This is a genomic window from Exiguobacterium antarcticum DSM 14480 (assembly GCF_000685865.1).
Lineage (GTDB): Bacteria > Bacillota > Bacilli > Exiguobacteriales > Exiguobacteriaceae > Exiguobacterium_A > Exiguobacterium_A antarcticum.
Window position 1 is genome coordinate 93,084 of sequence record NZ_JMKS01000005.1, and the last position, 26,638, is coordinate 119,721.

Below are 26,638 nucleotides of genomic sequence, written 5' to 3' on the forward strand. Positions count from 1 at the left end.
GATTTTTTGTTAGGACTGACGTTCTTTTTTCACCTTTTTGAAGAAGAATAGTTCGTAGACGACAGGAACGATGATTAACGTCAAGAGAGTAGAGGTCGTTAATCCACCGATAACCGTCAAGGCAAGACCTTTTGAAATCAATGTTCCGGATGATGTCGTGAGTGCAAGCGGAACAAGAGCCATGATGGTTGCGAATGCTGTCATCAAGATTGGACGAAGTCGTGTCTTACCAGCTTCGATCAAGGACTCACGAATTGGTAGACCACGCGTGACGTTTTGACCAATCCGGTCAACGAGTACAATCGCATTGGTTGTTACGATTCCGATGAGCATCAAGAACCCGATCATGACACTGACGGATAATGGTTCATTTGCTAAGAACAGCGTGACGAGTGAACCGATTGGAACGAAGATCAAGGACGACAAGATGATGAACGGAATCCGTGCTTTTCCGAACGTGATCAACATCGTCAAGTAGACCAGTCCGATGGCAACGACGATCGCGATTCCGAGTGACTGGAAGATTTCGATCGTATCATCATTTCCGCCACCACTCGTTAGAGAAACGCCGTCAGGCAAGTCGATTTTTTCGACGTCTGCTTTGACGTCACTCGAAATGGCTTGAACGTCATCACCTTTTACTTGTCCGGATACACGGGCGTACACTTTTCCGTCTAATTTTTGAACCGACGTAAACGTATCGACTTCATTGACTGTCGCGACATCGTTCAAGGCGACAGGACCAGTAGCGGAGAACAATTGGACATTCTCAAGATCTGCTTTAGATGTCAAATCTTCTTTGTAGGATAATTGGACATCTTGATCCTTGTCATCGAGGTTCAGCGTGCCGACTGTGACCGGTTTAGTCTGGTCATTCACTGTACCGAGGATTTGGAAGCCGGATAAACCACGATCACTTGCTTTTTCAGAATCAATTTCAACGAGGAACTGTTTCTGTTTTTCGCTGAAGTTATTTGTGACATATTTTAAATCGTTGTTTTTGTTCATGTTGTCTTCGACGAGTTTCGCTGCTTGTTGCAGAGCTTCGAGATCCGTTGAGAATAAATCAACATCCACATTATTGTTTGATGGTGGACCACCGGTCGAAAGTTCAGCGATACTGATTTTGACATCCACATCGTCTTCTTTCGCGATATCTTCCATCTGTGTTTCAAGAGATTTAATCGTCTTTTCGACATCAGCGCCGTCTTTTAGATTCAAGAAATAACTCGCTTTGTTATCCAGACGTAAGCCTGTCGTGAAATCACGTGCGCCAACCGAGGTTGTCACATCGGCAATCGCAGTTTCCTCATCAAACATTTTTTCCATGTTGAGCGAAACAGCACCTGTTTTCTCAAGCGAAGTCGCAGCAGGAAGTTCGAGCGAAGCCGTCAATGTTTTAGAGGCTTCGTTGGGAATGAACGTAAAGCCGAGTTGCGGTACGATCGCAAGGGAACCACCAAGCAATAAGAAGGAAACGACCAGGATGATCGCTTTATGCGATAGTGATTTTTCAATCAGTTTTCCATACCAACGTTGTAAGACACCTTCTTTTTCTTCAGCAGGTACCTTTTTGAAGGCGAATTTCGCTAAGATCGGCACGATGGTAATGGCGACGAGAAGCGAAGCAAGTAACGAGAAGATAATCGTCAAGGCGAACGGTAAGAAGAACTTACCTGTAATCCCACCAACAAACCCGATTGGTAAAAAGACGACGACGGTCGTCAGTGTAGAAGACGTGATCGCTTTTAGGATTTCTTTTGTTGACTGTTCGATGATCTCGTTCGTCATACCGGCGTCTGACTTGCGGACACGGCGGAAGATGTTTTCAATGACGACGATACTATCATCGACGACACGACCGACCGCGACCGCCATACCACCAAGAGTCATGATATTTAACGAGATGTCCTGCCAGTTCAAGAAGATCGCTGCGATTAAAAGGGACAGCGGAATCGAGACGATGGCAATGATCGTCGCCCGAATATTACGTAAGAACAGAAGGACGGCCAGAGAGGCAAACAAGGCACCGAGTAATCCTTCTTTTACAAGGGTGGCGACAGATTCCTCAATGTCTTTAGCAGAGTCGATTCCAATCGTATAATCAATCTGGTCATCGTACTTATTCAAGATTTTTGTGACACCATCTGCAATTTCGACGGTATTGGCATCTTGTTTTTTCGTGATGGCCATCGATAATGAATCTTTTAAGTTGTAGCGTGTTTTTTCGCTTTGTTCGGAAACCGCTTCGATTTCTGCGATATCACCGAGACGAATTGGTTCTGCCGGCTGTTCAGCTTCTGCTGGTGGTGCGCCAGGAGCAGTTTCCGGAGCACCGCCTGTAGGCGGTCCAGATTGAGAACCTGTAGCTGGACTCGATGTGACGGTTGAAGTCAACTGGAGATTTTTTAGTTTATCTAAGTTCTCGAGTTTTTCTTCGACCCGAATCGGGATTTTTGAATCGCCTTCTGCGAGCTGGCCAGACGGGAACGACACATACTTTGCATTGATTTGTTCTTTGATGCTTGATAACGATAAACCAGCAGCAGTTGCTTTATCATTATCGACGGTGATTTGGACAAGGTCATCCTTGTAGCCACCAACTGAAACACTGTTGATTCCCGGAATTTTGTTGAGTTCCGGTTCGATTTCATCTTTTAAGAGTGAATCAATCTCTTTTCCATCTTTGCTGAAGAAAGAAATGTTATAGATCGGGAATGAACCAAACGAAAAACGATTCAATTTCGTAGTTGCCTCTTCCGGAAGATTTGCATCTTGGATGGCCGCATCAATTTGTTGTTCGACCTTATCCATGTCGGTATCGAATGGGAATTCGATGTTGATGATCCCGATACTTTCATAAGCGGAGCTCGTAATCTTCGTTGAGCCCTCGATTCCTTTTAGGGCAGTTTCAAGTTTAGAGACGACTTGTTTGTCGACATCATCCGGTGAAGCGCCTGGATAAACAGCTTCTACTGAAATTTGGGGGAATTCAATCTCAGGAAATTGATCTACTTTGAGCTGGGTAAACGAGTACACGCCGCCTAAAATTAAAAGAATGGCAATAATAAACACGGCAACTGAGTTCTTCAAACTAAATCTTGTTAAAAAATTCAACGGGTATCCCTCCTTTATTTTATATGTGCTTATTTACATAGTAGAGGACGGAAGAAAAGCCTGCAACTCTGAATGGTCATCAAACAAGAAAAAAATTAAAAAGAAAATCGGAAAAATCCTTTACAGTTTTCAATATGTTGCTATAATAAACGTATACCCAGTACACATCATCATGATTCTGTAGCTCAGCTGGGAGAGCGCTACCTTGACAGGGTAGAGGTCGCTGGTTCGAGCCCAGTCAGAATCATACCAAAATCCCGTTCATCTTTTGATGGACGGGATTTTTTTACGTAAGAAAAGCTATTCCTTCATTAAACTGAAAGGAATAGCGGATGTCTCTCATCATTGAATTTCTAGTCGAAGATCACCCATCTTCGTCCAACCAGCCATTGTCGTCATCCGGTAAAAGACGAGAGTCAAGATACCCGGAAGCACTACTCCAGTTGCAAAAAAGACGAGGAACGCATTAAATCCTTGATTGACAAAGATATTGAGGGGGGCAATCATCGAATTCAACCCGAGACCTGCTAATTCGTACGGTACTTCTAATGAAAGAACAAGTGTCGCAATCGGTGCCGAAATCATTGCCGCTAAGAAAGGCGCGACGACGAGACGTGGATTCTTCACGATATTCGGGAACTGAACTTTTGGTGTGACAAAAAAGGAAGCAATCAATCCACCGGGATCAGTTTGGCGGTATGCCATTAATGTAAACCCGACGAACTGAGCCGAACAACCAATCAAGGCGGCGGCACTGGCGACAGGGTCGAGTTGAAGTGCAATCGCGAGTGCAGCAGATGAAGCGGGAGACATCAATAAGACGCTAAAGATAAGAGCAATGACAAGGGATGTCGCAATCGGTGAAGTTTCGACGGACGTCGTGACCATAGCACTGAATCGTGTTAACAACGGGGTCGTGACGGCAGCAGCAGCGATTCCTGTCACACCACCGGCAAGGACGGCACTGACTGGAATGACCATCATGTCGAATTTTGTTTTTCCTGTCATCCGTTTACCGACGAACACAGCGACAGCAGCTGCGAGCAACGCACTGATCGGTTGACCCGGGACGAGAACGAGCCCGGCGTCCGTTGGTTGAAGCGCGCCCCCACCGATTGTCGCGGCAATCATGGCGCTGAATAAGACAAGTGTATTCCCACCGAGTTGATAAGCAATTCCGGCACCAAGTGCAGGCGCGAGTAAGACTTTAGCAACTCCGCCAATCGTCAACAGCATCTCGATATGTAATAAGTTACCGAATGTTTCAATCAATAAGCCTACTCCTAACGTCACTAAGACGGCGTTCGCCATCCCGGCAGACACTTTCACCATTCGATCCATCGCATATTCCTTCAACTCACTCATCCTCTCTCTTTTTCGTTTAGCCATTAAAAAAACCTATCCGGTATCGGATAGGCGCCATCATTCCTGCGGGCGCCTCATTCGATGCATCGAAAGGAGGGCCCAAAATCAATCCCGAAAATCAATCGGAAAAGGTTTCAGTCCCTCGTGCATAGAATAATCAGTCGGCCTGCAGTTTGGTGTGAAGACATTAGGTTGTGCCCCTTTCCGTGAATTTTTCTAAGCCTAACACGGCTGAAAACAATAATCAATATTTTCTGACAATTTATTTTCCATGAATTTTCTGCACAAAATCAGGGGAAAGAAAAAAAGGCGTTAAACTGACATTGGAGGCGGTTACATGAAATTTGCAGTAATAACAGATATTCACGGCAACGCGACAGCGCTTGAAGCTGTCTTAAAAAAAATTAGAGAAGAGAAAACTGTTTCAGAGATTTTCTGTCTCGGGGATTTAATCGGAATCGGTCCGCAGACCAATGAAGTGATTGAGTTAGTTCGATCGACTTCCCGCATGACGACGATTAGTGGAAATCACGATGAAAATGTACTGGCGTTACTACATGATCAACCCTATCCAGACAGTTACCGTCATGCACAAGCACATCATCAATGGATAGCGGATCAACTGACGCCAGAAAACCAACACTTTTTAGAGCAACTTCCCCGAACGATTCGAAAGACATTTTCGGGACAAGATGTGTTGTTTACGCATTACGCATATCGCGATGAGTCGAAGGCGATTGGAGAGGAACCGTTGGCAGCAGCTGTCGACGGGACAGAAGAGACATTGCCTGATTTGTTTAAAGGACAACAGGCGAGTCTGATTTGTTTTGGTCATCATCACCCGAAACAACTTGTTCGGACGAAAGGTGTCACTTATTTGAACCCGGGGGCGCTCGGTTGCCAGCCAGAAGCGATTGCTCCGTTTGCGCTAGTTGAACAGATAGAAGGTGGATGGCAAATCGATGTCATGGAAGTCATCTATGACGATCAGCCCTACCTCGAAGCCTTTCATGCTGCCGCTATGCCGGAAAAAGAATTATTGCGGAAACTTTTTTTAGGCGGAAGAACATAAACATTGAAAAAACGATCAGTGTAAAATTTCACTGATCGTTCGGCTTAAAAAGTATCTGCATTAGAAAAAACGATCCGTTAAGAACAGCACGAAAGGTAATCCGACGATGATGAGCCCGATGATTCGTTTGATACGACTGCGTTTCCACTGAAAGACAAGGGATAGAACCGGTGACAAGACGAATCCGACAAACAGTGAGACTAAGGTGACGATGAAAAAGACAAAGTCGGTCGAAGCACTTGTTCGTGTATAGGATCGCCACATATCAACCAGTGAGATGATGACGTACGTCAATAGGACGAGCAAGAACAACGGGGTAAAGACTACCAATTGAGACAAACCAAACACTCCATTCGAGTAAGATGAACGTTACATGAAAACAGCCTCTCGTCTATCCGAGAGGCTGTTTCATTATAACAATTTTAACATCGCTTGACTGATTGTTTTTAAATCAAGTGGTTGACCGATTAACGGCCATTCGGAAATCAAGGCGACGTAGGTCTTGAACAACAAAAAGGCCGTGACTTCGACGGGAATTTCCGGCGAACGTTGTTCCAATTCTAAGCGTGTTTCGAGGAGGTTCTTTATATACTCGACGATATGCTGCTCGATCCGCATCCGTAATTCGAACATCTCTTGTAGTTTTAAGGTATGCGTTTCTTGTGTGATTTGTAAGATGAACAAATGTTCATGTTGATGATTGACGATGGCGTCAATCATGGCCTGTTTGTTTTCTTCGACAGAAGCTGTCATGACGTAAGCATTCTCAGCTTCAGCCTTCATGTCCTGTAAGACTCGTGTAACTAACGTCTCAAATAAATCGAGTTTACTTTCAAACAGTTGGTAGACGGTCGGTTTACCGACATGAGCACGTTTAGCAATCCGTTCAATGGTCGTTCCTTTATAACCAAGTTCAGAAAAACAAGCCATTGCCGCATCTAAAATCAGATATTCCTTATCAGACAGTGTCATGGCGTGTTCTCGCTTTCGTCGAAAGTAAAATCCGTTTTGCGCCTAATGCACCGGCGAAGGTGATCGCAAGGGCAGAGAATAGAATCAATCCAAGTACCTGACTGTTTGAAATCAGTGTATCCGTCACGCCAATCCCAAGTGCTTCTCGGAAGCCGGTGACCGAGTAGGTCATCGGTAAGAAGCGGTGAATCGCTTGGAAGAAGCTCGGCGTCATTTCGACCGGGAACGTACCACCACTACCACCGATTTGAAGTAACAACAGTAAGAACGCACTAAATTGTCCGACACGACCGAAAAGCATCGTTAACGTGAACAGTAACGTGATGAACGTCATGCCGGTCAAGGCAGCAAATCCATACAAAGCAGGTGTGCTTGCGACGTCGGCATCGAGGACATAGACGATGGCGATCGAAGCGGCAATTCCTTGCAGAGCACCGATCGGTAAGACGAGTGATAGCTTTCCGACGAGGAAACGCCATGTCAACGTCTCACCATGTTCCGGACGGATTTGGTAGACGGATGAGAACATCAAGGCACCGGCGAATAACGCGATACTGAGGATGTAAGCCGCTAGACCAGAGCCATAGTTGTTGACGGTCGAATAATCATGTTCTTTTAAGACAACGGGTTCAGCTAACATGTTATCGCGGTCATTGGATGGTTTGACGGTTGCGTCTTTCGCTCCTTTACCGAGTTCCGTTTTTAACGTATTCGCGCCATCAACGAGTTTTGAGTTTCCGTCAGCCAGACGAGAAGCACCATCTGTCAATTGACCAGCACCTGATGAAAGGGCGACAGCCCCGTCGGATAATTGACCAAGACCTGAAGTTAAATCACCCGATGCAGTACTCGCATCATTCGCACCGGTTGCCAGTTGTTGCGCACCAGCCGTTAATTTCGTACTTCCGACGGCTGCTTTGTGAACGCCGTCTGTATAGGCAGTCAAACCTTGAGTGAGCGTACCTTGTCCCTGTTCCAGGTTTTTGGCACCGGTCAATAGTTGTGTTTGTCCTTGCTCTAATTGTTTTGAACCGGCAAGTAGTTTCGTTTGTCCTTGTTCCAATCGTTTTGAACCATCAAGCAACTGTGTTAAACCACCATCGAGTTGTGAAACGGCCGAAGCAATATTTTGCCCACCGACTGCCAGCTGATTGATTTTTTCTGTTGCATCATTGGCTTTAGCAAGACTGGCATCAAGGGAAGATTCTTGCTGCGCTAAATTTTGGACATTTTGTTCCATCGTTGCAATGGATTCCAACAAGGCGCCTTTTTCTTCTTCCGTTAATGTCTCGGACGAAGCGATGACTGCCTTGATATTGGCGACATTTGCTTCGAGTGCCTCACGGCGGGTGCTTAATTCTTGTTTTAACGTATCAGCGGCGTCATTGACGGCTACCAGAGAAGCATTGGCTTCTTGAGCCCGGGCGTTCAGTTGATCGAGACCAGCCGTGAACTGCGGCAGGTTATTGTCGAGCTTCGATGCACCGGCCGAAGCTGTTTCGAGACCTTGTCGGAGTTCCGTCGTTCCGGCAGATGCACTTTCGAGACCTTGACGGAGTTCCGTCGACCCGGCAGATGCACTCTCGAGACCTTGGCGGAGTTTAGTTGATCCGGCCTGTAAATCGGATGACCCCTTAATTAACTTTCCGCTGTTGCCGTCGAGCTGGTTGAGACCGCTCGATAATTCACTAGATTTCTCTGCCAGTGTCTGCGTTCCACCACTTAACGTATTCAGACCGCTTGAAAGCTGTACGGAACCGTCCGCGGCTTTTGTTAAGTTTGTCGATAAATCATTTGTACCATTGGTTAATTTACCGAGATTTGTTGTAAGTGTCTTAGCCCCGTCGGTCGTTTTTTTAGCGCCATCTTCGAGTTTAGCTGAACCTTCAGAGGCATCTTCCAGTCCTTTGGCGATTTTTTTGAGTGATCCAAAAATCGCACTGCTGTATTGTTTTGTTACGGATTTACGGATTTTTTCGTTTAATTGTTTGGCGGCAGCACTGGAAATCTGCGTACCGGAATAGTTTTTAGCTGGATTCAAATAATATTCCAGTTCGATTTTTTTCGGATGATCGTCCAGCAATGTCGTCGCATTGTGCGAAAACTTTTTCGGAATGACGACTGTCATATAGATGTCACCTGAGCGAAGTTGTTTGGCAGCTTCTTTACGTGAAAGATATTGCCAATCAAAATCGTCATTTTTTTTCAGTTTTTTAATAAACTGATCACCGATATCAATTTTTTCTCCTTCGAACTTCGTTGCTTTATCTTCGTTGACAATGGCGACTTTAATATTTTCTGTCTGACCGTACGGATCCCAGAAAGCAGATAAAAAGATCGAATTGTAAAGAAACGGAACGAGGATAAGAGCAAGAATCACGATAATCGTCATCGGACTTTTTAATTTTTTCCATTCTGAGCGAAACATAAATAAAATCTCCTTCTTGAAACTAAAAACTAATTTAAGTTTCTGGTTTTGATGAGATTTACTCTACGCTCTTTTATGAAGGAATGCAACTACTTAAGCAAATGAATTGCTGATAAAGAGAACTGTTTCTTTTTTGTAATCGTTTAGACGAAAAAAACTCCCCCCATACTAGCAGCATGGGGAGTTTTTTGAATTAATCGAGGTCGGATTCATCACTAGGAATCAACAAAATTTTTCCTGTACTTTGACGACTTTCTAAATAATCATGCGCGCGTTTGCCGTCTGAGAGTGGAAATAGAGTAGGCGGAGCTAATCGTAACTGATCGGACTGAATCCAACTGAACAGTTCGCCGGCGCGACGAATTCGCTCTTCTCGAGTCGTCAAGACGTTCCACAAATCGCCGCCTGTCAATGTCTTAGAAGTGTCCATCAAAAAACGTGGGTCAATCGCAACAGGATCACCGCCGGCCATTCCGTAAAAAACAACTGTCCCGTGGACTTTCGTTGCCTGAAAACTCTCCATCAAGGTGGAACCCACCGATTCGTAAACGACATCAACACCACGTTGGTTTGTTAATGTATGGAGTTGACCGACCCAGTCGTCGGAGTAGAGAAAAACGTGTTCACAACCATTTTGTTTAGCGATGGCGGCTTTTTCCTGAGAAGATGTCAAACCGATTGGAATGGCACCACGTAGACGGACGATTTGCGTCAACAGTTGTCCGACGCCGCCAGCTGCCGCGTGAATCAATACCAGATCACGCGGCCGGATATCGTAACTGTCCCGTGTCAGGTAGTGAGCAGTCAAACCTTGCAACAACACGGAGGCGCCCGTTTCGTAAGAAATCGAATCCGGTAACGGAATGATCTTATCCTGAGGCGCAGTCACGAATTCAGCATTGGCATTTGGAACGTCGGCAAATGCAATACGTTGTCCGACATGTAGATCGGTCACAGCATCTCCTAGTCGAACGATGAGACCGGAACCTTCGTATCCTAAAAGATAAGGTGGTGTTCCTTCTAAATGATAATTCCCTTTTCGACGGTAAATGTCGGCAAAATTTAGTCCGATGGCTTTCATCTCAATTAATACTTCATTAGATTGGAGTTCCGGTGTTGGATGTTCCTGGTACGTCAGTACACTAGAATCTCCAAATGAGTGAAACGTAAGAGCTTTCATAATTACACGTCCTTTTTAGTAGTTGTTAGAGGTAGTATAATTCACCAAAGCAGAAAATCCTTTTGATATGCGTTACAGTAAGGAAAAGAAGGTGAACAAATGAAAAAAGTCATGCTGGGTGGCATTCATTTTTATCAAAAAGTCATTTCGCCGATAAAACCAGCGACGTGCCGATTTTATCCGACGTGTTCCCAATACGGGAAAGAAGCGATTGAAAGACATGGTGCCGTCAAAGGTGGATATTTAACAACAAGGCGATTGATGCGGTGCCAACCGTTTCATCCGGGTGGTCTTGATTTTGTTCCAGAGACGTTTGATTGGAAAGCACCAGTGCAACGAGACAATCCGAATGAACATCAAGACTAATTCGAAAGGGAGTCTCAACTCGATGTAGTGTCGAGTTGAGACTCCCTTTTTTTTGATTTGTTGAACGTCTAAAATGATGATTACAGGTCACCGGTCAAAAATTGTGCTTTACCGAGACCAAAACTCCAGTCCGCGGCGTCATTTTCGACGATAGAAACCATTAAATCGCTTGGGGCGAGTCCACAGTTAGCTTCTAGTCGTTCGGCGAGCAACCGATAAAGCGCTTGTTTCTTTTCTTCTGTCCGTGTCTTACTCGTCACGCTAATGAGAACGACCCGATCTGTCCGTTGGAAGCCAAGACCTGTATCTTGGATCACCATCTCATTTGCTTTATGGGTATGAACGATTTGATAACGATCTCGTTCCGGAACATCAAATGCTTCAAGCATCGCCTCATGCGCGGTATCTAATAGAAGCTTCAGTTCCTCATCCGTACGTCCTTCAATGACATCAAAACGAAGTAATGGCATAGTTTTGTTCCCTTCTTATGTAGAAGTACGGGAAACCCCGTACTTCGTCATCGTCATATTGTTATTCGAAAAATGGTTTGTATTGACGGCGTTCGTGCATGACAGACAACCACTGGACTGTCGAGAATTCTTCAAGAACCCATTCGCCGTTGAAACGACCAAGACCTGAGTCTTTTTCGCCACCAAACGGCATATGCGGCTCATCGTTGACTGATTGGTCATTGATGTGGATCATTCCTGTTTCGACTTGAAGTGCAAACTCAGTCGCACGTTCGATGGATGAACCATGAACGGCACCGCTTAATCCATATGGAAGTGAGTTCGCAAGTTCAAGCGCTTCAGCGTCATCTTTGAATGGAATGATGACAGCAACTGGTCCGAAAATTTCATTTTTCGCAAGCGGCATATCGTTTGTCACACCCGTCACGACAGTAGGAGCGATGACGTTACCGTTTGCTTCGCCGCCAACACGAACTGTTGCACCAGCAGCTTTTGTTTTTTCGATTTCTTCCATGATGCGATCAACCTGTGATTGGTTGATCAGCGGACCGACTTGTGTCCGGTCGTTCGAAGGGTCACCGAATTGAAGCTCTTTGACACGAGCGACATATTTTTCGACGAATTCATCGTGAATCGATTGAGCGACAAGAATTCGGTTCGTCGACATACAGATTTGACCTTGGTGATAGAATTTGCTGTAAACAGCGGATTCGACCGCGCGATCTAAGTCCGCATCGTCAAGAACGACGAAGACGTTGTTTCCACCAAGTTCAAGAGCAGTTTTTTTCAGGTGTTTCCCGGCCAGTTCACCGATATGGCGACCGACTTCCGTCGAACCTGTGAAGGAAATCAAACGTGGGACCGGGTGCTCGACGATGGAATCGCCAATTTCTGATCCGCGACCGACGATGACGTTTAAGACACCTTTCGGAAGACCCGCTTTTTCAAAGAGACTTGCAAAGATCAAGCCGCCTGATACCGGTGTATCGGTTGCCGGTTTAACGACGACCGCGTTTCCGATTGCGATAGCCGTAGCGATCGAACGGATAGCAAGGTGGAACGGGAAGTTCCATGGGCTGATGATGCCGATGACACCAAGTGCCTTCCGGTAAATCCGGTTTTCTTTACCAGGAACGACCGATGGACGAATCTCACCGTGCATCCGGAGTGGGAAAGTAGCTGCTTCTTTAACGATCAAGACGGACGCCAGGAATTCACCTTCCGCTTTGATGCGTGTGCTGCCTGACTCTTTGATGAGCCATTCGACAATCGTTTCTTTTTCTTCATACATGACTTTTAAGAACTGTTCGATTAATCCTTGGCGTTTTAGTGCCGGGGCTTTCGCCCATTCTTTTTGGGCAACTTTCGCAGATTGATAAGCATCATCTAAGTCGTCATTATTTGCTGCCGAAATCTCAAATAATGTTTCTCCTGTGAAAGGATTCGTATTTTTCATATTGCTGTCACTTGCGCCTTTGCGCCACTGACCATTAATAAAAATTTTAGTGAAGTCGGTATTGAGTGTTGATTGTGTTTGCTGTTGCATGGATATTCATCTCCAATTCGTTTTGATAACACTTAAGTTATTCACGTTATGTGGAGAAGTAAAACACAAACTTACACTTTCACAAAATGAATTGACTTGGTATCTTCTGAAAAAATTACGAGAATACGTTTTACTAGATGTGGAAACAGGAATTAAAAATATACCGGTATATTTAAGAGTGGAGTGGATGAGGAATGCAGAAGTTGAAGTTATTGTATCGAGAAACCAACTGGTGGTGGCCCCTCCTTTACGGACTAGGTGGAGCGATGTTGACGGCAATCGTCTTAACCATCGATTTATATGCAAAAGAGTTGTTTCCGAGCGATTGGAAAACGACTCTCGGATTGGCACAAACCATTCACAGTGCAGTCTTTACGGGGCTGTTGACGATGATGACGTTTACGTTTTCGACGATTTTAGTGGTCTTGACGACCTACTCCTCTCAATTTTCTCCGCGGACGTTGCCGAATTTCATTGAGAATCGGCAAGTACAACATATCTTTGGGGTTTTCATCGGGACGGTCACGTATTCGATCACAATGCTCTTTTTTATGCGTCCTTCCTTAAAAGATAGTGTCGTTGCCTCAGCAGTTGCCGTGATTGTCGTTTTGATTGCGATTGTTGCGTTTGTTGCATTTGTGCATATTGTCAGTCAGTCGATTCGCGTGACGACGTTACTCGATCGGCTGCATGAAGAAGGATGTATGCTGATTGAAGAACACACCGACGCCATTGAAGCGGGACGTTACCAGCTCGTGTCCGACAACGGGACGAACCATCCCTTCGGTGTGACTGCTACTCAGACCGGTTATTTGCAGGCAGTTGATTATGACTTATTGATAAAATCGGATCGGCATGTCGTGATCGATGTTGCAATCGGGAGTTACGTCACACAAGGACAACGAATCGGGAATACGACGCAACAAGATGTGGAGCAAGGGATCATCATCGGACCGACTCGATCAGCCGAACAGGATTTTCCGTTTGTGATTCAAAAATTAACGGAAGTGGCGTTGCGGGCTATTTCACCCGGCATTAACGATCCTAACACCGCTCGTCATGCGATGCGGCAAATCGGAGATTTATTGAGACGTTATACCGTCTTAAAGGATGGTCATCTGTTAGTCTCTGGAACGGGAACGGTCGTGATGAGTCGCCTGACGTTTGCTGAACTTCTTTACCTGACCTTCTATCAACTACGCCATTATGGAAAAGAGGATATTTCCGTTCTGGCGACGATGCTTGAATCGCTTGAAATCATGAAGCGGAGTGCACTTCCGGAACATAGAATCAGCATTGATCAATTCATCCCGTTTGTCTGTTCAGAAGTTGATTGGTCGTCGTTAAATGAGTGGGATCGCCGTCATCTTGAACAAGCCGAGCAAAAAGCAAGTTTGTGAAACCTCTCCACGGATTTTGACGTAATCGTAGGAAGGAAAGAAATCAGAAAGTAGGAGATATGCATGACCATCGTATTATGGACATTGATTGCCGTCTGTTTCTTGGCGGCGTTTGCCGGACTTGTTTATCCTGTCATCCCAAGCGCGCCATTACTTGTCATTGGATTTTTAATTTATGGATTTGGATTTAGTTTTACAGAATTGACGATTAGTTTTTGGATCATCCAAGCGGTTTTCATTGTCTTGTTGTTTACATTGGATTATTTAGTCAGTTCGTATACGGTCGATCGGCGTGGTGGATCACAGGCTGCGAAAATCGCGACGACCGTCGGCTTGATCACGGGACCGTTCATCATTCCAGGAATCGGTCTACTGATTTTTCCATTTGTGTTTGCGATTCTGACCGAAAAAATCATCAGTAAAAAAACATGGAAAGATTCGGTATCAATCGGGATCGGAACCGTCCTAGGCATTCTTTCAAGTGCGCTCTTAAAAGGAATCGCGATGTTGTTGATGATCGTTGTTTTCATCATGTATGTCGTGTAAGTGAAAAGAAACGTCATCTGCAAGTACACATTTCGTGAGAGTTCCGTTATAGTATGAATATGAAAAAGTAGAGAAGCTTGTTCGTTAAAAAACAAGCTTCTTTTTGATGGAAAAGACCGACAAGATGTTGCCGGCTTAATTAAATGGAGGTGAATCCCCTTAGTTTGGGGAAACGATTGGACAGTACACACGCAGTGGAAACATTTGATACAACAACGATTATCATTCGGCTTTTGATTATTGCACTCTTGATTGTGTTGACCGCGTTTTTTGTTGCAGCAGAATTTTCGGTCGTAAAAATGAGGATGTCCCGAATCGATCAATTGATCACAGAAGGTAGCAAAACGGCGAAGACGGCTAAAAAATTAGTAGAAAACCTCGATTATTATTTATCAGCTTGTCAACTCGGGATTACGGTGACGGCACTTGGGTTAGGGTGGTTAGGTGAATCGACGGTGGGCGCGATCCTGGAAATGGTGTTTAAGGAAATTGAGCTTCCTGAATCTATTTCAACTGTCGTTTCGTTTACGTTAGCCTTTTCCGTCGTGACGTTTTTGCACGTCGTCCTCGGCGAACTCGCACCAAAGTCGTTAGCGATCCAAAAGACAGAAGCCATCACGATGTTGCTTGCGCCACCACTTTATTGGTTCGGGAAAGTCATGAAACCGGTGATTTGGTTGTTAAACGGCTCAGCCCGTGTGTTCTTGCGTCTATTTGGAGTTGAACCGGTCGGACATGAAGATGCCCATTCGGAAGAAGAAATCAAAATCATCATGACTCAAAGTTACAAGAGTGGTGAAATCAACCAAACCGAGTTGTCTTACATGCAAAATATCTTTTCGTTTGATGAACGGATTGCGAAAGATATCATGTTACCGCGGACGGATTTAATTACTATTTCAAATGATGCCACGATGCAGGACATCATCGCATTAGTCGAGGAATACCAGTTTACCCGGTATCCGGTCGCGGAAGAAGGCGATAAGGATAAGATTTTAGGCTTCATCAATGCGAAACAACTGTTCACCGACCATATGGCGAACAAAGGGAAGGCATTAAGTTATTACGTCCACAACTTACCGATTGTATCGGAATATTCGCCTTTACAAGACGCGATGCTGAAAATGCAAGTCGAACGGACACCGATGGCACTTGTCATTGATGAATACGGTGGGACTGCCGGTGTCATCACGATGGAAGATATCTTAGAAGAAATCGTTGGTGAGATTCGCGATGAGTTCGACAAAGATGAAAAAGCAGACATCGAGCAGATTCATGAACGACTGTACCGGATTTCCGGTCGTGTCTTGATTGATGATTTAAACGAACGTTTCAATTTAGGAATTGAAGAAGAAGACATTGATACGATTGGTGGCTGGGTCATGGCGCAGGATACGGAAGTATCAAGTGGTCAGGAATTCCGTTATAAAAATCATACGGTCAAAGTCATGGAAGTCGACAATCACCAAGTCAAATCGATTTACCTGCAGTTACCTGAAAAAGAACCAGTGACAGAAGAAATTATCTAAGCGTCGAGAAGGCGGCTACACTTCGGTGTAGTCTTTTTTTGTGAGGAAGAATCTTTTTAGTTGTTTATTCTTCTGCAGACAGTGGTATTACTGTCTATGTGGCCAAAACAAGCTACTAAAATTAGCTGACAAAGGGGTTCTTATTCATGACGAAAACAATTCTTACTTCACGCGCAACTGCAGTAGGGGGACGCGATGGAAAGGTCGCCTCTGATGATAACGTAATTAATTTAGATCTCGTAATGCCTGGTACAAAAGGCAAAGAAAATATACCAACGTCTAACCCGGAGCAGTTATTTGCTGCCGGATACGCTGCATGTTTTGATGGCGCCTTTAACTTAATGGCACGTCAAGCGAAAAAAAGAGTCGAAACACGGACAAATTCTGAAGTCAGCCTGCTCGAAGATGAAGAAGCTGGTGGTGTAAAAATCGCTGCCAAGCTGGTTGTTGAAGTCGTAGGTGTGACAGAAGAAGAAGCGCAGGACCTACTCGAAAAAACACATCAATTCTGCCCATATTCAAAAGCGACACGTGGCAACATCGATGTTGATTTATCCGTAAAAGTAGTCGAAACGTTAAGCAACTGACTTGTCCTTGATAAGGGAGGGAAGCTACATGGCTCCAAAAGAAACGGACCGACCGAACGAAAAGTTTGAAGATGAACGAAAACGTTTGACGGATAAGGAACGTGAGCTTTCACCCGAACAACAAGAAGAAGTCCTTAAAGGAAAAGATCAGATGCCGGATGATCCGGTGTCATCTCGAGATCGAGGATTAGATAAGTAACGTAAACTTTATTTTGGGGGATCAATCATATGAGTAAAAAAGTAGCTGTCGTACTCGCTAATCACTTTGAAGATGTAGAATTTACCGGACCGGTTGAAGCGTTAAAAGAGGCAGGTCATGAAGTGACAGTCGTTGGAACTGAAAAGGGAACGGTACTTGTTGGAAAACAAGAAGAAGCAAAAGTGACAGTCGATCTTACAATCGACGAAACGTCTTCTTCTGATTTTGACGCATTATTGATTCCGGGCGGATTCTCACCGGACTTGCTTCGGGAAGATGCTCGATTCGTGACGTTTACAGAAGAATTTGATGCCTCAAAAAAACCGATTTTCTCGATCTGTCATGGTCCACAATTGATGATTAATGCTAAAATCGTCAAAGGACGTAAGATGACAGGATATAAATCGATTCGAATCGACCTAGAAAATGCAGGGGTGACGTTTGAAGATCATGAAGTAGTCGTAGATGATAACTTCGTTTCAAGCCGTCAACCAGATGACATTCCGGCATTCAATCGTGAAATGTTAGCAAAACTTGCTTAACTTGGGTTCTTACTAAAAAAACGAGCGTCTCCGCCTTTTTAGGTTGAGAAACGCTCGTTTTTTTTAGTTTTCTGGATAATCACATAGCTCCGTGATGACACCATGTGAATGGCGCGGATCCATGTAGATTAACCGTCGTCCGAGTGGAGTTTGGCGATACGTATCTTCTAAAAAGGTAATGCCACGTTCTTTTGCTTCGTGGATTGCTTGGTCTAAATCATCGACACGGTAGGCAATATGATGCACACCTTTTCCGCTTTGTTTTAAGAAACGAGCAATCGGACTTTCGGGACTTGTTGGAGTCAATAGCTCGATGTGTGCATCTTCAAAGGCGATGACAGCAATGTTTGATGCAACACCAGGAGTCGGATTGCTGTACTCCCGGATCAGTGTTCCTCCTAGAATGGTTGTATAGAACGTAATCGCTTCTTGCATATCGCGAACGGCAATACCCGTATGATCCAAATGCATAGATAGTTCCTCCTTTACTTCGATAGTTACAGTGTGTCAAACTCTTCAACAACACGCAATGAAGACGCCCCCATAAAAATTAGACATTCCGGTCGAAAAGAGAACTTATTAAAAATGACATATCACTGAAATATAATAGAGGTAAAATGAATGCTATAATCAAAAACGTTCTTATAATTTTTAAAAACTATTATGAAATTTAAATAATATTACCATATTACTTAAAAAAATTACTATAAACTACCCAGAAAAGTCTATACAAATTACACAGAAAAAGAGGGAATACTACATGAAAAAAACGTTCGCGTCGCTCATCGTTTCCGCACTTATTCTTTCATCCACTCCTCATTTCGTAGCAGCAGATGACTTAAGTGAACAAAAAGCCAAAAACGAACAAAAACAACAAGAAAATGCAAATACGCAAAAAAACTTAGAGTCTTCTGTTAATCAAGAAGGACAAAAAATCTCTAAAACACAGCAAGAGGTCAATCGGTTGGACGAAGCATTAAACGAAAAGATGTTTGCCGTTGAAGCAAAAGATCGTCAAATCAAAGCAACGGAAGCAGAAATCGTTGAGCTTGGGAAACAAATCGAAAAATATAAAGCGAAATTAAAACGACAAGAAAAATTACTTGGTGACCGTCTTCGTGTTATGCAAGAAAATGATGGGAATTCTATTAAATGGGAAGAAGTCATTTTTGGGTCAAAAGATGTCGGGGATCTCGTCAGCCGTGTGTTAGCTGGAAAATCGATTTCACAACAAGATGATAAAATGATTACTGATTATCAAAACACACAGAAAAAATTAGCACGTGCCCAGCAGCAATTAAAAGATAAAAAAGCGAAATTAGTTGTTGAAAAACAAGATCTTAAACGTCAACAAGCAGAACTTGAGCAACAAATCAAAGAACGGAACAAACGCTTAAAAGAACTCCGGAAACAAAAAAAGAAGTTTGAAACACAATTGATGGATGCAAAAGAAGTCCAACAAATTTTGATTGCACAAGAACAAGCGATTGCAGCTGAAAAAGCAGCCCGTGAACGTGAAGCACGGATTGAAAAAGAACGTCAAGCTCAGGCAGCCCGTGAAGCAAAAGCGCGTGCAAAAGCACAAGCGGCTCAAGCGGCAGCGGCAGAACAAGCAGCCGCTGAACAACAGGCAGCGGAAGCAGCAGCGGCGAAAGCAGCAGCAAAAGCGAATCAGAAATCATCAGCACCTGCTACCGGTTCAACAAAACAATCTGCACCAAAAGCGACACCAAGTGTACCGCAGGCAGCACCTGCTCCGACACCAGCACCACCTGCTCTATCATCATCTTCGTTGTTCATTCATCCGACAAGCGGAGGAATCACGCAAGGATATGGTTCGGCAAGTGGATCAAACGGTTATTCATTCCATAACGGAATCGATTTTGGTGCTCCAGTCGGCACACCAATCGTTGCAGCAGCAACCGGAACGGTCATCACAGCATCAAGTGGCGGTCCATATGGTAACCACGTCATGATTGCTCACCAGTTAGATGGAAAAACGTATACTACAGTTTACGCACACATGAGTTCGTTGAATGCACGTGCAGGTCAACGTGTCAGTCAAGGTGAACAAATTGGAGCTCTTGGAAGTACAGGGAATTCAACAGGCCCACACCTACATTTTGAAATTCACGTAGGTGGTTATAGCTACAGTGCTTCAGGTCCAGCGAATACCGTTAATCCGATGTCAATTTTATAAATAACAGGAAGAATCATTGCGATAGCAGTGATTCTTCCTTTTTTAATGTCATAAAAAAGAAGTTTATATTACAAAAAAACGGTTTCACTTGAAACACAAATGAAATTTTACTGAAACTATTACGATGCTATAATCAATTTCAGACGGAAATACTTTGAATTAAATACTTTTCAAATAAGAATTCATACATAAGTGAGGAAACTGACCATGTTAAAAAAATTGCTTTCGACAGTATTGTTAGGAACATTACTTTTGGCAACTGCGCCGAATTCTGGTCATGCTGCGACGATTAAGGAAAAGAAATCTCAAAATGCGACAGAACAGCGTCAATTGGAAAAAGCAATCAAAAAACAAGAAGCTAAAATATCAACGGAACAGCGAGAAATCAATAAAATTGATGCTGCGATCAATGAAAATATTTTCCGGATTTCAGAAAAAAATAAACAGATTCAGCAACTGAATCTTCAGATTAAAGATCTCGAAGCGGAAATTGTTCGATATGAAGCGATGTTGAAACGGCAAGAAGAACTGTTGGGGGATCGTTTACGTGTCCTTCAAGAAAATGATGGAAATTCAATTAAATGGGAAGAAGTCATTTTTGGATCGAAAAATCTAGGGGATTTATTTAGTCGCGTCATGGCAGGTAAAAAGATTGCTGAACAAGATGACAAGATGATTTCTGCCTACCTGGAGACACAAAAAAAACTAGCCGAAATGAAACGTAATCTTATGGCTAAAAAAGAAGAACGTGTTCAAGAAAAAGAAACGTTGTTAGAGCAGAAAAAACAGCTGAAGAAGCAAATGAAGGAACGGAGTGCGACCTTAAAGAAGTTGCGTAAAGGGAAAACGAAGTTCACGACGAAACTATTGAACGCCAAAGAATTACAAGCGACACTAGAAGCACAAGAGCGAGCGATTGCAGCAGCGAAAGCAGCGGCAAAGGCAGCAGCTGAACGTGCTGCAGCTGAACAAGCAGCGGCTGAACGTGCGGCAAAAGAGGCGGCAAAAGCGACGAGCGAATCAAATAAATCCGCAGTCAGTCCTTCTCCGGTCGTTAGTGTTCCAACAGGCTCAGCGAAGTTCATTCGTCCAGCTTCAGGTGGTGTTTCACAAGGATTTGGACCGGCGAGTGGGGCAAACGGGTATACTTTTCATAATGGAGTAGACTTCAGCGGACCAGTGGGGTCGCCGATTCGAGCAGCCGCTTCCGGAACAGTCATTACAGCTGGAAGTGGAGGACCTTACGGAAACCATGTCATGATTTCGCATTTCCTGAATGGTCAAGTCTATACGACGGTGTACGCTCATATGAATTCGTTGGCAGTTCGTGCGGGTCAGACGGTTTCACAAGGTCAATCGCTTGGTACGCTTGGAAGTACCGGCAACTCGACTGGACCACATCTTCATTTTGAATTGCATATCGGTGGATATCAATACAGTGCGACAGGACCGGCAAACACGGTTAATCCACTTGGATATTTATGAAAACGAGCTTCGGCTCGTTTTTTTGATAACGCTATGCTACAGTAAAAAGGAATTAAATTACGAGCAACTAGGGGAGCTGGAGGAGTCCGGCTGAGAGGAAAACTATTCTGTTTTCGACCCTGTCACCTGAACTGGATAATACCAGCGTAGGAAAGTTGAGATCGAAGACATGAGATATAAAACCTAGATGAGGGTTTTTCATGGCGTCGTCTGCTTTTTTACAGCGGACGGCGCTTTTTGTCGTCCGTTTTCTCCTAATTGGCTCATAAGAAAGGGAGGAAGCGATATGAAACATGTATTGACGATTGCAGGATCGGATTCTAGTGGTGGAGCGGGCATTCAAGCAGATTTAAAAACATTTTCTGCCCTCGGCGTGTATGGGATGAGTGTCCTCACAGCGATTACGGCACAAAATACATTAGGTGTCCAAGCCGTCGAGGATGTGTCACCTCGTCTTGTAGAAGCACAATTGACATCTATCTTTTCCGATATTCGTGTTGATGCTGTCAAAATCGGGATGGTCTCTAATCAAGAAACGATTCAAATCATCGCAAAACAATTAAAACAATGTGATGCTCCAATCATTTTAGATCCAGTCATGGTCGCAAAAGGTGGACACGGCTTGTTACGGAAAGATGCAGAACAAGCCTTGTTAGAACATCTGTTACCGCTCGCGACACTCGTCACACCGAACATCCCCGAAATCGAGCGGATGATTGGGAGGACGGTTCAATCGCTTTCGGATATGGAACAAGCAACGGTGGAACTAGCGAAAAGACCCGGGGGAGCCATTTTGCTCAAAGGTGGTCATTTGGAGGGACAACAAGCAATCGATTTGTTATATACGCAAGGAAATCATTACGTGTATGAACAGAAACGACTAACTCGTCAGCACACACATGGTACAGGATGCACGTTGTCTGCTGCGATTGCAGCCCGACTCGCACAAGGTGACTCCTTGTACGACAGTATCATGTATGCGAAACAGTACGTGACGGAGGCGATTCGCCACGGTTTTGCGCTCGGACACGGAATTGGACCAACCCATCACTTTTACGAACTTTGGAGGGAAAATCATGTTACCGATTATTCATGACAAAAAACCACTGATTCATCATTTGACGAACACGGTCACGATCAACGACTGTGCCAATATGACGCTAGCGCTTGGAGGATCCCCAGTCATGGCGGAAGATGTATTAGAAGTAGAAGAGATGGTTGGTCTTGCTGACGCTGTCGTCATCAATACAGGCACGCTGCATCCATCGATCCGGGAGGCGCAACTGTTGGCAGGGAAAACCGCTAATCGATTGGGCAAACCAATTATTCTGGATCCGGTCGGAACAGGCGCGACGACATTACGTACGAATTTCATAAACGAATTGATGCATGACATTCAGTTTACGGTCATTAAAGGAAATGCCTCAGAAATCAAAACGCTAATCGGGCAAGCGACGACGACAAAAGGAGTAGATGTTGCGGAAGGGGAATCACTCGATTTTCAAGCAGTCCATACCTTTGCAGCACAAACCAACCAAGTCATTGTCGTGACAGGTCCGATTGACTTTGTGACGGACGGAAGCCGTCAATGCCGTCTCGATGTCGGGGCAAAGCGGCTTGGGCAAGTGACCGGGACGGGGTGTATGACAGCTTCGTTGATTGCGACGTTTTTAGGAGCGGGATATGGCCGATTCGAGGCAGCCGTATATGGGACATATTTGATGGGCAAAGCAGGGGAGCTTGCTGATCGACAAGCAGGGATCGGTGATTTTCGGACGGGTTTGTTTAATGCAGTCAGTTTAATGACGGAAGAGACGCTTCAGGAGGTGCAAACCGATGGAAACTGATTACTTCGTGTATGCCGTGACCGATCGACGGTTTCACCCTGAATTGAACTTGATAGATGCGGTAGAAGCAGCGCTCAAAGGTGGTGCGACGATTGTTCAATTACGTGAAAAACAAACATCAGGAAAAACTTTTTTAGAAGCGGCCATCGGACTGAAGGCGTTGACGGAACGTTACGGCGTGCCACTGATCATCAATGATCGGATTGATATTGCGATGCTCGTAGGCGCTGGTTTGCATATCGGACAGGAAGACATCCCTTTGCGTGAAGCTCGTCGTCTTCTGCCTACAGCGATGATTGGTGTCTCTGTCTCGACGGTAGAACAGGCACTAATCGCGGAACGGGAAGGGGCGAATTATTTAGGCGTCGGTTCACTTTTTCTGACGACGACGAAACGAAATGCTACTTTCATGCCGAAAGAAACGTTAAAGGCGATTCGTCAAGCTGTTCAGGTTCCGTTGGTCGGGATTGGCGGGATCACCCAAGAAAACATCGGTGAACTAGGCAGTTTAGTCGACGGATATGCTGTCATCTCCACACTGTTTGCGAAAAAAGAAATCGAACGGGCGACACAGGAATTCAGAGAAGCCGCAAAACAAGCGCGTCAGAGCATTTCAGACAGGGTATAGTCATCAAGAGGTGATAAGTCGTGAAATGGCAGTCTATTCGATTTCGGGGACGTTGGATTCGATATAAAATCGAACCACAAATCATTCGAGTCGATAATCGAGGGAAATATCATTTAGGAGCAGCTTTGTTCCCTTTTCCTAATCGGTATTCGTATCAACTAGCTGTTCTATTAAAAAATAAATACCAACAACGTTATAAACGTTCCTTGCTGATTCAAACGAGCTCCATCGCGACTGAGATTTGGGGACACACACATCTCGATCTTTTTTACCGGCTGATGTTGCATCTTCCGTTACCGAGGTTGTTACGGAAACGGTATCGTGAACGCCTATACAGTACAGGTATCATTGATATCGGTGTTCGTGCCGTCGACAATAATCGGATTGTCTGGGATATCGGAAATTTTTTGGGTGGTTGGTTCTTTTACGCGATCACAAGACGAAATCAACACAAATCAGAACGCTGATTGTTCATTTTTTTCCGGATAGCGTCTAAAAGGGTTCTCTTCTGTACTTTAAGAAGAGAACTTTTTTAATAGGAGTCGAGCAGGGGAAACTAGTTATTTTTTGACGGATTTAGAGGTAGGTCAGAGGTCAGGAATGGATTTTCTTGCAATTGATCCGAATCGATGGTGCAATTAAAAGGAAAGAGGTGATTGCGTTGGATGCCCCACGTTGTGAAACGATTGCCATTGATATAAAACGTGCGCAGGAAATTGGGCACGTCGTCGATACGATTCCGACGATGGATATCGGAAAGCTGTTTAAAGTATTATCAGACGCAACGCGTCTGCGAATCGCCTATGCGCTGACGATAGAAGAAGAACTTTGTGTCTGTGACGTCTCCGCTTCAGTCGATTGTTCCATCGCGACAGCGTCCCACCATCTGCGGACCTTGTTGAAACAAGGGTTAGTAAAATATAGAAAAGAAGGAAAAGTCGTCTACTATTCCTTGGATGATCATCATGTGTCCTCTCTTGTGCATCTTGCGATGGAACACGTGAATGAAGGAAAATTCTCGTCCTGAATAAAAACAAAAACAAACACGTACCGTCCATGTGACCGTCACGTGTTTGTTTTTGTTTAGGAGACAGGTTTAGAACGTTGATCTTGTCCGTTTCTTTTATACGGATGCCTACTCTGCTTGGTTTTCGCTACTTCGGTCATCCGCAAGGTGAACGTTGAAGATTTTACGTGACAGACGAACTTCCTGTCACAACCCTACTATCTTCAGTTTTCAAAGAACATGACTCTTTTTTTATTCCTGATTTTAATTGTTTTCAAACCAAGAGTGTCGGACAATTGACGTGTCGCAAGACACGCCTTGCCCGAAGACGATTCATCTCCCACTTGCACTAGGGTTTCGCCCTGAACGTTTAGAAGTGGGAGTATTCTCGTCTAATTTTGATAAAAAGATGGTTGCGGCAATTAACAAAAAAGATAAGATCGATAAACTAATGCACATCCGTTTATAATTCGCCGTTAATTCAGTTGTTAATTCGAGCTTTTGTTCCAATTCACGATACAACTTCTCTTTGATTTGTGAGAGGTCCTCGAGAATCGTTTGAGTGGTTTGAGTCGTCTGCCTAGCTAATTTTTTGGCATTCTGTGGGTGATCGGTTTCATAGACAGTGAACACTTCCTCGATTTCCTCTTCCCAAGCGCTGTTACGTAGCAATAAATCTTTGATTGCACCTGGCGTCTGATTGGATGCATTCAGTAAGCGTCGTAAGTCATGGACTTTTGAAGTGGAAAAATAATACTGTTCGATGTAACGTTCATCTTCGTATAACAATAATCCACGGACGGCATTTGCCCGGTCGCGATTATGTTCTATCAACTCGTCGACTTGCTTGATCATTGGAATATCTTGTCTATGCATTTCTTCCGTCAGTTTAGAAATAGCTCGGTATCCATTCAAGGCATAAAGCAATGGGATTGAAGCGAACAGACTGACAATCAGAATGAGAATGATGCGGTGACGCCACAGCTGATTCATACAATTCATCCTTTTTTACTAATACGTAATGTCATTATCTTAACCACTATTTCCCAAAAAGTGAAGGATTATGCAAATAAAGATGGAACATTTTCTCTTATCTTGCGTATTGTACACAAAAAACCGCTACATAAAATTTATGTAGCGGTGAAGGTACTTCACGAAGATTAAAAAGAATACGAGTGTTCTTTATAATTTCCGAAAACCGTATGAATCTCGGAAAATGTGACAAAGGCATTGGATTCGACAGAGGAAACGATTTCTTGTAGTTTAAGGATTTCATTGTTTTGGACAACGACATACACCATCTTTTTCGTTCGGTTCGAATACCCACCACGCGCATCAAGAATCGTCACACCACGTCCAAGTTCTTTTGTGATGACCTCATTGATTTCATCTGCTTTTTCACAAATGATGATACATTGCTTAGAAGCAGAATAAAAACTATAGACGGTTTGAAGTGCTTTTGCACGAACAAAACTCATGATCAGTGCATACATGACGTGCTTCAAATCAAATACAAACCAGACGAGTACATAAATCACTAAGTCCTGCATTAAAAAAATACGTGGGAGCGGCCAATTATGAAAACGTGCATAGAAAAATTTCCCGAGAATATCGAGTCCGCCTGTTGAGGCACCGCCAAAGAAAATCAAGGCCATCGCTAAACCAGAAACAAGACCGGCAAAAATAGAAGCGACGAGAGGATCATTTAAAGACTCAGGTACGATTTGTGTTGGAATCCAGTCAATCAAAAAAGAAGAGACCAGGACGATGATACCCGATAAAAACATAAATCGTTTGGGTAAAAAACGAAAGCCGAGTAAAAAAAGTGGGATGTTTAAGACAAGTTGTGTCAAGCCGATGGGTGTATGAAACAATTCTTGGGCAATGAGCGTAATCCCCATGATACCACCGGATCCGATATCGTTAGGTGATAAGAGAAGGCTGATATACAACGAGTACAACAATGTTCCAACCAAAAGGAAACCAATTTTTTCTGTTCGTTTTTTCTTTGTAGGTCGTTTAATTTTCATGGTGAATGATGAGAAATCTCATGCTCCTCCTCTGTAAAAGTATCTGCCTGCAAGAGTACGCTGATATCAGGAATAATTCAACCCCTGATTTGAAAAAGGTTAACAAAACGACGAGTTTTTTGA

26 protein-coding genes, 1 tRNA gene and 1 riboswitch are annotated in these 26,638 nt (G+C 44.1%); of the genes, 16 read left to right on the top strand and 11 right to left on the bottom strand.

Going from position 1 to position 26,638, the window contains the following annotated elements; translation table 11 throughout:
* Positions 1 to 9: 9 nt before the first annotated feature.
* Positions 10 to 3,117 (bottom strand): efflux RND transporter permease subunit, encoded by a 3,108-nt coding sequence (locus P404_RS0111755; RefSeq protein ID WP_014969526.1) that lies wholly within the window; start codon positions 3,115 to 3,117, stop codon positions 10 to 12.
* 174 nt (positions 3,118 to 3,291) lie between these two features.
* On the opposite strand from P404_RS0111755, the gene P404_RS0111760 reads away from it, so the two are divergent.
* A tRNA-Val gene (locus P404_RS0111760) sits at positions 3,292 to 3,364 on the top strand.
* A gap of 95 nt (positions 3,365 to 3,459) precedes the next feature.
* On the opposite strand, the gene P404_RS0111765 is transcribed toward P404_RS0111760, so the two are convergent.
* A complete protein-coding gene (locus P404_RS0111765; protein WP_014969527.1) occupies positions 3,460 to 4,482 on the bottom strand; it encodes a PTS sugar transporter subunit IIC in 1,023 nt (340 codons plus the stop codon).
* A 337-nt stretch (positions 4,483 to 4,819) separates the two neighbouring features.
* On the opposite strand from P404_RS0111765, the gene P404_RS0111770 reads away from it, so the two are divergent.
* Entirely contained in the window at positions 4,820 to 5,554 is a 735-nt protein-coding gene (locus tag P404_RS0111770; protein ID WP_026830878.1) for a metallophosphoesterase family protein, read from the top strand.
* A gap of 60 nt (positions 5,555 to 5,614) precedes the next feature.
* Here the strand turns inward: P404_RS0111770 and P404_RS0111775 are convergent, their stop codons facing one another.
* The 4 genes from P404_RS0111775 to P404_RS0111790 form a co-directional block, all read right to left on the bottom strand.
* A complete protein-coding gene (locus P404_RS0111775; protein WP_026830879.1) occupies positions 5,615 to 5,893 on the bottom strand; it encodes a hypothetical protein in 279 nt (92 codons plus the stop codon).
* 72 nt (positions 5,894 to 5,965) lie between these two features.
* Positions 5,966 to 6,526: a TetR/AcrR family transcriptional regulator gene (locus P404_RS0111780; RefSeq protein WP_014969530.1), complete on the bottom strand. Its 561-nt coding sequence runs from the start codon at positions 6,524 to 6,526 to the stop codon at positions 5,966 to 5,968.
* Positions 6,513 to 8,954 (bottom strand): YhgE/Pip domain-containing protein, encoded by a 2,442-nt coding sequence (locus P404_RS0111785; RefSeq protein ID WP_051590515.1) that lies wholly within the window; start codon positions 8,952 to 8,954, stop codon positions 6,513 to 6,515. The genes P404_RS0111780 and P404_RS0111785 overlap by 14 nt, the downstream gene beginning before the upstream one ends.
* 193 nt (positions 8,955 to 9,147) lie before the next feature.
* Positions 9,148 to 10,134, bottom strand: coding sequence for a quinone oxidoreductase family protein (locus P404_RS0111790; RefSeq protein ID WP_026830881.1), 987 nt, complete (start codon positions 10,132 to 10,134; stop codon positions 9,148 to 9,150).
* Between the two features lie 99 nt (positions 10,135 to 10,233).
* Between P404_RS0111790 and yidD the strand changes: the two genes are divergently transcribed.
* On the top strand, positions 10,234 to 10,500 hold the full coding sequence (yidD, locus tag P404_RS0111795) for a membrane protein insertion efficiency factor YidD (protein ID WP_014969533.1): 267 nt from the start codon (positions 10,234 to 10,236) through the stop codon (positions 10,498 to 10,500).
* 80 nt (positions 10,501 to 10,580) lie between these two features.
* Here yidD and P404_RS0111800 read toward each other — a convergent pair whose 3' ends face one another.
* Positions 10,581 to 10,970, bottom strand: coding sequence for a tautomerase family protein (locus P404_RS0111800; RefSeq protein ID WP_014969534.1), 390 nt, complete (start codon positions 10,968 to 10,970; stop codon positions 10,581 to 10,583).
* Between the two features lie 61 nt (positions 10,971 to 11,031).
* Positions 11,032 to 12,516 carry an aldehyde dehydrogenase family protein gene (locus tag P404_RS0111805; protein ID WP_026830882.1) on the bottom strand — a complete coding sequence of 495 codons (1,485 nt, stop codon included), beginning with the start codon at positions 12,514 to 12,516 and terminating at the stop codon, positions 11,032 to 11,034.
* 194 nt (positions 12,517 to 12,710) lie between these two features.
* On the opposite strand from P404_RS0111805, the gene P404_RS0111810 reads away from it, so the two are divergent.
* From P404_RS0111810 to P404_RS0111835, 6 genes are all read left to right on the top strand, one after another.
* Positions 12,711 to 13,916: a DUF2254 domain-containing protein gene (locus P404_RS0111810; RefSeq protein WP_081809598.1), complete on the top strand. Its 1,206-nt coding sequence runs from the start codon at positions 12,711 to 12,713 to the stop codon at positions 13,914 to 13,916.
* Between the two features lie 63 nt (positions 13,917 to 13,979).
* The gene (locus tag P404_RS0111815; protein WP_014969537.1) at positions 13,980 to 14,462 is read left to right on the top strand and encodes a DUF456 domain-containing protein; all 483 of its coding nucleotides are present in this window, start codon (positions 13,980 to 13,982) and stop codon (positions 14,460 to 14,462) included.
* A gap of 143 nt (positions 14,463 to 14,605) precedes the next feature.
* Positions 14,606 to 15,991 (top strand): hemolysin family protein, encoded by a 1,386-nt coding sequence (locus tag P404_RS0111820; protein WP_110418080.1) that lies wholly within the window; start codon positions 14,606 to 14,608, stop codon positions 15,989 to 15,991.
* Between the two features lie 146 nt (positions 15,992 to 16,137).
* Positions 16,138 to 16,578: an Ohr family peroxiredoxin gene (locus tag P404_RS0111825; RefSeq protein WP_026830885.1), complete on the top strand. Its 441-nt coding sequence runs from the start codon at positions 16,138 to 16,140 to the stop codon at positions 16,576 to 16,578.
* Positions 16,579 to 16,606: 28 nt separating this feature from the next.
* Positions 16,607 to 16,777 carry a hypothetical protein gene (locus tag P404_RS18605; protein WP_014969540.1) on the top strand — a complete coding sequence of 57 codons (171 nt, stop codon included), beginning with the start codon at positions 16,607 to 16,609 and terminating at the stop codon, positions 16,775 to 16,777.
* A gap of 29 nt (positions 16,778 to 16,806) precedes the next feature.
* Entirely contained in the window at positions 16,807 to 17,319 is a 513-nt protein-coding gene (locus P404_RS0111835) for a type 1 glutamine amidotransferase domain-containing protein (RefSeq protein WP_026830886.1), read from the top strand.
* Between the two features lie 63 nt (positions 17,320 to 17,382).
* Here the strand turns inward: P404_RS0111835 and P404_RS0111840 are convergent, their stop codons facing one another.
* The gene (locus P404_RS0111840) at positions 17,383 to 17,790 is read right to left on the bottom strand and encodes a VOC family protein (RefSeq protein ID WP_026830887.1); all 408 of its coding nucleotides are present in this window, start codon (positions 17,788 to 17,790) and stop codon (positions 17,383 to 17,385) included.
* A gap of 289 nt (positions 17,791 to 18,079) precedes the next feature.
* On the opposite strand from P404_RS0111840, the gene P404_RS0111845 reads away from it, so the two are divergent.
* From P404_RS0111845 to P404_RS0111875, 7 genes are all read left to right on the top strand, one after another.
* Positions 18,080 to 19,519, top strand: a complete 1,440-nt coding sequence (locus P404_RS0111845) for a murein hydrolase activator EnvC family protein (protein WP_026830888.1) — start codon at positions 18,080 to 18,082, stop codon at positions 19,517 to 19,519.
* A gap of 207 nt (positions 19,520 to 19,726) precedes the next feature.
* Positions 19,727 to 21,004: a murein hydrolase activator EnvC family protein gene (locus P404_RS0111850; RefSeq protein WP_026830889.1), complete on the top strand. Its 1,278-nt coding sequence runs from the start codon at positions 19,727 to 19,729 to the stop codon at positions 21,002 to 21,004.
* A 59-nt stretch (positions 21,005 to 21,063) separates the two neighbouring features.
* Positions 21,064 to 21,174: riboswitch (TPP riboswitch) on the top strand.
* A gap of 116 nt (positions 21,175 to 21,290) precedes the next feature.
* Positions 21,291 to 22,100: a bifunctional hydroxymethylpyrimidine kinase/phosphomethylpyrimidine kinase gene (gene thiD, locus P404_RS0111855; protein ID WP_026830890.1), complete on the top strand. Its 810-nt coding sequence runs from the start codon at positions 21,291 to 21,293 to the stop codon at positions 22,098 to 22,100.
* The gene (gene thiM, locus P404_RS0111860) at positions 22,081 to 22,851 is read left to right on the top strand and encodes a hydroxyethylthiazole kinase (protein WP_026830891.1); all 771 of its coding nucleotides are present in this window, start codon (positions 22,081 to 22,083) and stop codon (positions 22,849 to 22,851) included. The genes thiD and thiM overlap by 20 nt, the downstream gene beginning before the upstream one ends.
* The gene (gene thiE / locus P404_RS0111865; RefSeq protein WP_026830892.1) at positions 22,841 to 23,479 is read left to right on the top strand and encodes a thiamine phosphate synthase; all 639 of its coding nucleotides are present in this window, start codon (positions 22,841 to 22,843) and stop codon (positions 23,477 to 23,479) included. The genes thiM and thiE overlap by 11 nt, the downstream gene beginning before the upstream one ends.
* A 20-nt stretch (positions 23,480 to 23,499) precedes the next feature.
* Entirely contained in the window at positions 23,500 to 23,946 is a 447-nt protein-coding gene (locus P404_RS0111870; protein WP_014969548.1) for a hypothetical protein, read from the top strand.
* 149 nt (positions 23,947 to 24,095) lie between these two features.
* On the top strand, positions 24,096 to 24,506 hold the full coding sequence (locus P404_RS0111875; RefSeq protein ID WP_371818616.1) for an ArsR/SmtB family transcription factor: 411 nt from the start codon (positions 24,096 to 24,098) through the stop codon (positions 24,504 to 24,506).
* Positions 24,507 to 24,818: 312 nt separating this feature from the next.
* Here the strand turns inward: P404_RS0111875 and P404_RS0111880 are convergent, their stop codons facing one another.
* Positions 24,819 to 25,478, bottom strand: a complete 660-nt coding sequence (locus tag P404_RS0111880) for a CHASE3 domain-containing protein (protein WP_014969550.1) — start codon at positions 25,476 to 25,478, stop codon at positions 24,819 to 24,821.
* Positions 25,479 to 25,645: 167 nt separating this feature from the next.
* Positions 25,646 to 26,461 carry a YitT family protein gene (locus P404_RS0111885; RefSeq protein WP_236624395.1) on the bottom strand — a complete coding sequence of 272 codons (816 nt, stop codon included), beginning with the start codon at positions 26,459 to 26,461 and terminating at the stop codon, positions 25,646 to 25,648.
* Positions 26,462 to 26,638: the final 177 nt, after the last annotated feature.

Bases quoted from the DNA above. Each gene is read 5' to 3' on its own strand.
- P404_RS0111765 (WP_014969527.1), bottom strand. From the start codon at position 4,482: ATGAGTGAGTTGAAGGAATATGCGATGGATCGAATGGTGAAAGTGTCT.
- P404_RS0111770 (WP_026830878.1), top strand. From the start codon at position 4,820: ATGAAATTTGCAGTAATAACAGATATTCACGGCAACGCGACAGCGCTT.
- P404_RS0111780 (WP_014969530.1), bottom strand. From the start codon at position 6,526: ATGACACTGTCTGATAAGGAATATCTGATTTTAGATGCGGCAATGGCT.
- P404_RS0111785 (WP_051590515.1), bottom strand. From the start codon at position 8,954: ATGTTTCGCTCAGAATGGAAAAAATTAAAAAGTCCGATGACGATTATC.
- P404_RS0111790 (WP_026830881.1), bottom strand. From the start codon at position 10,134: ATGAAAGCTCTTACGTTTCACTCATTTGGAGATTCTAGTGTACTGACG.
- yidD (WP_014969533.1), top strand. From the start codon at position 10,234: ATGAAAAAAGTCATGCTGGGTGGCATTCATTTTTATCAAAAAGTCATT.
- P404_RS0111800 (WP_014969534.1), bottom strand. From the start codon at position 10,970: ATGCCATTACTTCGTTTTGATGTCATTGAAGGACGTACGGATGAGGAA.
- P404_RS0111805 (WP_026830882.1), bottom strand. From the start codon at position 12,516: ATGCAACAGCAAACACAATCAACACTCAATACCGACTTCACTAAAATT.
- P404_RS0111810 (WP_081809598.1), top strand. From the start codon at position 12,711: ATGCAGAAGTTGAAGTTATTGTATCGAGAAACCAACTGGTGGTGGCCC.
- P404_RS0111815 (WP_014969537.1), top strand. From the start codon at position 13,980: ATGACCATCGTATTATGGACATTGATTGCCGTCTGTTTCTTGGCGGCG.
- P404_RS0111820 (WP_110418080.1), top strand. From the start codon at position 14,606: ATGGAGGTGAATCCCCTTAGTTTGGGGAAACGATTGGACAGTACACAC.
- P404_RS0111825 (WP_026830885.1), top strand. From the start codon at position 16,138: ATGACGAAAACAATTCTTACTTCACGCGCAACTGCAGTAGGGGGACGC.
- P404_RS18605 (WP_014969540.1), top strand. From the start codon at position 16,607: ATGGCTCCAAAAGAAACGGACCGACCGAACGAAAAGTTTGAAGATGAA.
- P404_RS0111835 (WP_026830886.1), top strand. From the start codon at position 16,807: ATGAGTAAAAAAGTAGCTGTCGTACTCGCTAATCACTTTGAAGATGTA.
- P404_RS0111840 (WP_026830887.1), bottom strand. From the start codon at position 17,790: ATGCATTTGGATCATACGGGTATTGCCGTTCGCGATATGCAAGAAGCG.
- P404_RS0111845 (WP_026830888.1), top strand. From the start codon at position 18,080: ATGAAAAAAACGTTCGCGTCGCTCATCGTTTCCGCACTTATTCTTTCA.
- P404_RS0111850 (WP_026830889.1), top strand. From the start codon at position 19,727: ATGTTAAAAAAATTGCTTTCGACAGTATTGTTAGGAACATTACTTTTG.
- thiD (WP_026830890.1), top strand. From the start codon at position 21,291: ATGAAACATGTATTGACGATTGCAGGATCGGATTCTAGTGGTGGAGCG.
- thiM (WP_026830891.1), top strand. From the start codon at position 22,081: ATGTTACCGATTATTCATGACAAAAAACCACTGATTCATCATTTGACG.
- thiE (WP_026830892.1), top strand. From the start codon at position 22,841: ATGGAAACTGATTACTTCGTGTATGCCGTGACCGATCGACGGTTTCAC.
- P404_RS0111880 (WP_014969550.1), bottom strand. From the start codon at position 25,478: ATGAATCAGCTGTGGCGTCACCGCATCATTCTCATTCTGATTGTCAGT.